Source organism: Pseudomonas sp. CM25 (genome assembly GCF_013179705.1).
Taxonomy (GTDB): domain Bacteria; phylum Pseudomonadota; class Gammaproteobacteria; order Pseudomonadales; family Pseudomonadaceae; genus Aquipseudomonas.
Map to the genome: position 1 here is coordinate 1 of NZ_JABMCW010000350.1, position 5,388 is coordinate 5,388.

Consider the following 5,388-nt stretch of genomic DNA (forward strand, 5'->3'; position numbering starts at 1 on the left):
GCGCCACGTGGCCATCGACGGTGCGCTGTTCCAGGCAGAAGTGGAATCGCGCAAGATCATGGCGGTGCCGAGCATCTACCTGAATGGCGAAGTATTCGGCCAGGGCCGCATGGGCCTGGAAGAAATCCTCGGCAAGATCGACACCAGTGCCGGGGCTCGCCAGGCCGAGAAAATCAACGCCAAGGACGCGTTCGACGTGCTGGTGGTCGGCGGTGGCCCAGCGGGCGCGGCAGCTGCCATCTACGCCGCACGTAAAGGCATCCGTACCGGGGTTGCCGCCGAACGCTTCGGCGGCCAGGTACTCGATACCCTGGCCATCGAGAACTTCATTTCGGTGCAGGAAACCGAAGGGCCGAAGCTGGCCACGGCGCTGGAAGAGCACGTCAAGCAGTACGACGTGGACATCATGAACCTGCAGCGCGGCGAAGCGTTGATCCCGGCTACAGACGGCGGGCTGCACGAAGTGCGCCTGGCTGGCGGCGCTGCGCTCAGGGCCAAGACCGTGATCCTGGCCACTGGCGCGCGCTGGCGGGAAATGAACGTGCCCGGTGAGCAGGAGTACCGCGGCCGCGGCGTGGCCTACTGCCCGCACTGTGACGGCCCGCTGTTCAAGGGCAAGCGTGTGGCCGTGATTGGTGGCGGTAACTCGGGTGTGGAAGCGGCCATCGACCTGGCTGGTATCGTCGCCCAAGTGACGCTGATCGAGTTCGATAGCCAGCTGCGTGCCGATGCGGTCTTGCAACGCAAGTTGCACAGCCTGCCGAACGTGAAGGTGATCACCAGTGCGCTGACCAGCGAGGTGTTGGGCAATGGTGAGAAAGTGACCGGCCTGCGCTACAAGGATCGCACCACCGATCAACAACACGAGGTGGCGCTGGAAGGCATTTTCGTACAGATCGGCTTGCTGCCGAATACCGATTGGCTGAAGGGTACCGTCGAGCTGTCGCCGCGTGGCGAGATCATCGTCGATGCCAAGGGCCAGACCAGTATCCCGGGTGTGTTTGCGGCAGGTGACGTGACCACTGTGCCGTACAAGCAGATTGTGATTGCGGTGGGTGAGGGGGCCAAGGCTTCGCTGGCGGCTTTCGATCACCTGATCCGGACGTCGGCGCCGGCGTAAGCCTGCACTGGCCCTCTCGCCGGCAAGCCAGCTCCCACAGGTGATCGCAGTATTCAGATCTGTGGTGCACTTGTGGGAGCTGGCTTGCCGGCGAGAGGGCCTTCGAAGGCTGAGGGTGTCTATGATTAGTGCAGACCCCTCAGGAATCACACCCATGACCCTGATCAGCCGCGAACCCTGGTGGCTAGTCCCTCCAAAGCCCGGCCAGCGAGAGCAGGACCTGCACTGGGGCTACCTCGAGATCTACGCCGACGGCCGCACCGTGTTCGTCGACCAGCGCCCCAGTGACCGGGAGCTGGCCGAGCGCAAGAGTTGTCGCAACTTTCCCGACCCCGAACCCTGATCGCTCAGCCGCCCAGTTCGGTCAGGCGTGCTTCGAGGGCTGCGATGCGCGCCTCAAGGGCTTCGATCCGCTCCTCCGCCACAGTGCCAGCGCTGCTGCGTGCACTGCCTTCGTGCTGGCGCGCGGCCAGAATCGCCTCGACTTCCGCCGGGTCACCCAGGGCATGGGTGTAGCGGTCTTCGCGCTGGCCTGCCTGGCGTGGCAGGTGCACGGCAAGGTCGCGTGAGATCAGGCGCTCCAGCTGGTGCTGGATCTGTTCGGTGTCATCGAATTCGTGCAGGCGGTTGCTGCGGGTGAGCAGTTCGTTGAGGGTTTGCGGCCCACGCAGGAACATCAGGCCCATCAGTATCAGCTGCGCCGGCACCAGTTCCAGCGCTTTGTCCACCCGGTGTTCCCAGCGGTCGGCGCGGCTGCCCATCTGCAGACGGGTCATGCCCTGGCCTTCAAGGGCGCGCAGGGCCTGGCCGACCTGACCTTGGGTAAGGTTCATCACCGGCTCGCGGCTGGTCTTCTGGTTGCAGGCCAAAAGCAGGGCGTTGAGGGTCAGCGGGTAGCTTTCCGGGCTGGTGGCCTGCTTTTCGATCAGTGAGCCAAGGACCCGGATCTCGATGCTGCTGAAGCGGCCTTCACCTGCGGTTTCGTGTTCTGACATGGCCCTGTCTCATTACTGGGGAAAGTCCACTAGCCTAGGTAAAGCGCCAGGCTTAAGCAATCACTGGCATCATCGCCGGCAAGCCAGCCCCCACAGGACTGCATACGACCTGAGGGCGATACGATCCATGTGGGAGCTGGCTTGCCGGCGAAAGGGCCGCAACGCGGCCCCGGCAATCTCAGGCGTTACGCTGTACTTCGGCTTGGCACGCCGCCGCGGTAAACAGCACATCAGTCGAAGAATTCAGCGCCGTTTCGGCCGAATCCTGCAGCACGCCGATGATGAAACCTACTGCCACCACCTGCATGGCAACCTCGCTGGGGATACCAAACAGGCTGCAGGCCAGTGGAATCAGCAGCAGCGAGCCACCGGCCACACCCGAGGCGCCGCAGGCGCACACCGCCGCCACCACGCTGAGCAGCACGGCAGTCGGCATGTCCACCGGAATGCCCAGGGTATGCACGGCCGCCAGGGTCAGCACGGTAATGGTGATCGCCGCACCGGCCATGTTGATGGTCGCGCCCAGTGGGATCGACACCGAGTAGGTATCTTCATGCAGCCCAAGACGCTGCGACAGCGCCAGGTTGACCGGGATGTTGGCCGCCGAGCTGCGGGTGAAGAATGCGGTGATGCCGCTTTCGCGCAGGCACAGCAGGGTCAGCGGGTAGGGGTTGCGGCGGATTTTGCAGAACACGATCAGCGGGTTCATTACCAGCGCCACGAACAGCATGCAGCCAATCAGCACCGCCAGCAGGTGCAGGTAGCCGAGCAGGGCGTCCAGGCCCGACTGGGCCAGGGTGGAGCTGACCAGGCCGAAGATGCCCAGCGGCGCGAAGCGGATGACCACGCGCACGATCAACGTCACGCCATTGGACAGGTCCTCGACCACGGTACGGGTGGTTTCGCCAGCATGGCGCAGGGCCACGCCCAGGCCGATGGCCCAGGTCAGGATGCCGATGAAGTTGGCGTTCATCAGCGCATTGATCGGGTTGTCGACGGCGCTCAACACCAGGTTCTGCAGCACCTCGGCAATGCCCCCGGGGGCGCTCAACGAGGCATCGCCGGCGCTCAGCGCCAGGGTCGACGGAAACAGCATGCTGGCAACCACCGCTACCACTGCCGCCGCGAAGGTGCCCAGCAGGTACAGCCAGAGGATCGGACGGATATGGGTTTCCTGGCCATGGCGATGGTTGGCAATCGAGGCCATCACCAGGATGAACACCAGGACGGGCGCCACCGCCTTGAGCGCGCTGACGAACACTTTGCCGAGGAAGCCCAGGTCGTTGGCGACGGCGGGCGCAAGCAGGGCCAGGACAATACCGGCGAGCAGGCCGATGACGATCTGGGTCACCAGGCTGACGCGATTGAGAAGGTGGAGGACAGGGGTCATGTGCAGCGAGGTCTCGGAATCCGGAAAGGGCAGGACTTTACCATAGACCTCTGTAGGGCTGTTCCGGCCACTTCTCCATCAACGGCCCCTGATGGCTACCAATGAAACAGCTCCCGCCGCGCCCCCTCGGTAATCGCCACGATGCCCGGGTGCTTGACCTTGCGCTCCACCGAAATGGCATAGAACGACTCGTGCACGGCGTCGGTCTGCCCGACCAGTTGCACCCCATACTGGCGGCACACTTCATCGGCAATCACGCTGGGTGCCACGAATATGCCGCTGCCCGACTGCCCGAATGCCTGCATCAAGGCGCTGTCATCGAACTCGCCGACAATCCTGGGCTGCACCTGCTGCTCGCCCAGCCAGCGCAGCAGGCGGCTGCGCACCACGGTTTCCTGGCCAGGGATGAGCAGTGGTGCGTCCTGCAAGCAGGCAGGGAAGGCGCCGGCATGACGCTGTGCCAGCGCGGGCGTGGCGAAGAAGCTCAGCCCGCACTCGCCCAGCTTCTGGCTGTAGCCCTTGATGTCCAGGTGGCTGGGCATGGGGCTGTCGGAGATAACCAGGTCCAGGCGCTGGATCGCCAGGTCACCCAGCAACCGTTCGAGCTTGTCTTCGCGGCAGTTGATGCGCAGCACGTCGTCCAGTTCCATGGTCGGGGCCAGCAGGCGATAGACGATGGACTTGGGCACCACGTCAGCCACCCCCACCCGGAACAGTATCTGCTCTTGTGGGCCAGCCCGCAGCATGGCCTCCAGTTCGCTGCCCAGCTGGAACATCTGCTCGGCATAGATCAGCGTCTGGCGCCCGGTTTCGGTCAGTTCCAGTTGCCGGCCCACGCGCTGGAAAAGGTCCAGGCCGTAGGTGTGTTCGAACAGGCTGATCTGCCCGCTGATGGTTTGCGGGGTCAGGTTCAGTTGTTCGCTGGCGCGGGCGACGCTGCCGGTCTTGGCCACCGCCCAGAAATAGTGCAACTGCCGATAGTTGAGCATCGGAGCTTTTCCCGATTCGTAAAAGCCGAAGTATAACCGCTGAAAATACGAATTTTCCTGATGTATTGCGTTGGCTAGAATTCTCCACCATCAGGCGCCCTGTGCGCCGCCGGAATATCGACAAGCGAGGAACCCATGCTGCAATTCAAATCCATCGGCACGCCGCTGGTGCTAGCCTTGGCCCTGTTCACCCTGGCCGGTTGCGACCAGGCCGAGAAATCTGCCCAGCAGATGCTCGACCAGGCGGCTCAGTCGGCCAAACAGGCCATCGATGACACCAACAAGGCCGCCCAGCAAGCGTTGAACGAGGCTATCGGCACTGAAGGGCAGAAGCCCAAGGACGCCGAAAACAAAAAACAAGACACCCAGGAAATCTGACCCCAACCGCCGCTGCAGGACTTGAACAATGGAATACTTGCTGGAACTCGCCGCTAGCCCTACCGCCTGGGTCGCCCTGGCTACGCTGGTAGCCATGGAAGTCGTACTGGGCATCGACAACCTGATCTTCATCTCCATCCTGACCAACAAGCTGCCGGTGGAGTACCGCTCCAAGGCACGGCGTATCGGTATCAGCATGGCCCTGGTGATGCGCCTGGCCTTGCTCAGCACGGTGGCCTGGATCGTGCAGCTGACCGACCCGGTGTTCGAGGTGTTCGGCAATGCGTTCTCGTGGAAGGACGTGATCCTGATTGCTGGTGGCCTGTTCCTGCTGTGGAAGGCAACCAAGGAGATTCACGAAAACGTCGACCCGCATGGCGCCAAGGAAGAAGCCAAGGTGGGTTCGACAGTTACCCTGGGCTTTGCTGCGGCAATCTTCCAGATCCTGCTGCTGGACATTGTCTTCTCGGTCGACAGCATCATCACCGCCGTGGGCATGACCGAGCACCTGCCGAT

At 63.1% G+C, this 5,388-nt stretch carries 7 protein-coding genes; 4 read left to right on the forward strand and 3 right to left on the reverse strand.

Annotated features, from left to right (window positions below):
• Positions 1-1,120 (forward strand): alkyl hydroperoxide reductase subunit F (gene ahpF / locus HP546_RS25190; RefSeq protein WP_172231013.1); only part of this gene is annotated, 1,120 nt, incomplete at its 5' end.
• Between the two features lie 154 nt (positions 1,121-1,274).
• Positions 1,275-1,463 carry a hypothetical protein gene (locus HP546_RS25195; RefSeq protein ID WP_172231016.1) on the forward strand — a complete coding sequence of 63 codons (189 nt, stop codon included), beginning with the start codon at positions 1,275-1,277 and terminating at the stop codon, positions 1,461-1,463.
• Positions 1,464-1,467: 4 nt separating this feature from the next.
• Here HP546_RS25195 and HP546_RS25200 read toward each other — a convergent pair whose 3' ends face one another.
• The 3 genes from HP546_RS25200 to nhaR form a co-directional block, all read right to left on the reverse strand.
• On the reverse strand, positions 1,468-2,115 hold the full coding sequence (locus tag HP546_RS25200; protein ID WP_172231019.1) for a YceH family protein: 648 nt from the start codon (positions 2,113-2,115) through the stop codon (positions 1,468-1,470).
• Between the two features lie 178 nt (positions 2,116-2,293).
• On the reverse strand, positions 2,294-3,505 hold the full coding sequence (sstT, locus tag HP546_RS25205) for a serine/threonine transporter SstT (RefSeq protein WP_172231022.1): 1,212 nt from the start codon (positions 3,503-3,505) through the stop codon (positions 2,294-2,296).
• A 95-nt stretch (positions 3,506-3,600) separates the two neighbouring features.
• Complete coding sequence (nhaR, locus tag HP546_RS25210; RefSeq protein ID WP_172231025.1) at positions 3,601-4,494, reverse strand: transcriptional activator NhaR; 894 nt, start codon at positions 4,492-4,494, stop codon at positions 3,601-3,603.
• 135 nt (positions 4,495-4,629) lie between these two features.
• Between nhaR and HP546_RS25215 the strand changes: the two genes are divergently transcribed.
• Positions 4,630-4,872, forward strand: a complete 243-nt coding sequence (locus HP546_RS25215; protein WP_172231028.1) for a hypothetical protein — start codon at positions 4,630-4,632, stop codon at positions 4,870-4,872.
• Between the two features lie 28 nt (positions 4,873-4,900).
• Positions 4,901-5,388: TerC family protein (locus tag HP546_RS25220; protein WP_172231031.1), on the forward strand; the 488-nt coding region annotated here is incomplete at its 3' end.

What these genes read in the sequence shown, in the direction of transcription:
- HP546_RS25195 (WP_172231016.1), top strand. Translation starts at nt 1,275, where the DNA reads ATGACCCTGATCAGCCGCGAACCCTGGTGGCTAGTCCCTCCAAAGCCC.
- HP546_RS25200 (WP_172231019.1), bottom strand. Translation starts at nt 2,115, where the DNA reads ATGTCAGAACACGAAACCGCAGGTGAAGGCCGCTTCAGCAGCATCGAG.
- sstT (WP_172231022.1), bottom strand. Translation starts at nt 3,505, where the DNA reads ATGACCCCTGTCCTCCACCTTCTCAATCGCGTCAGCCTGGTGACCCAG.
- nhaR (WP_172231025.1), bottom strand. Translation starts at nt 4,494, where the DNA reads ATGCTCAACTATCGGCAGTTGCACTATTTCTGGGCGGTGGCCAAGACC.
- HP546_RS25215 (WP_172231028.1), top strand. Translation starts at nt 4,630, where the DNA reads ATGCTGCAATTCAAATCCATCGGCACGCCGCTGGTGCTAGCCTTGGCC.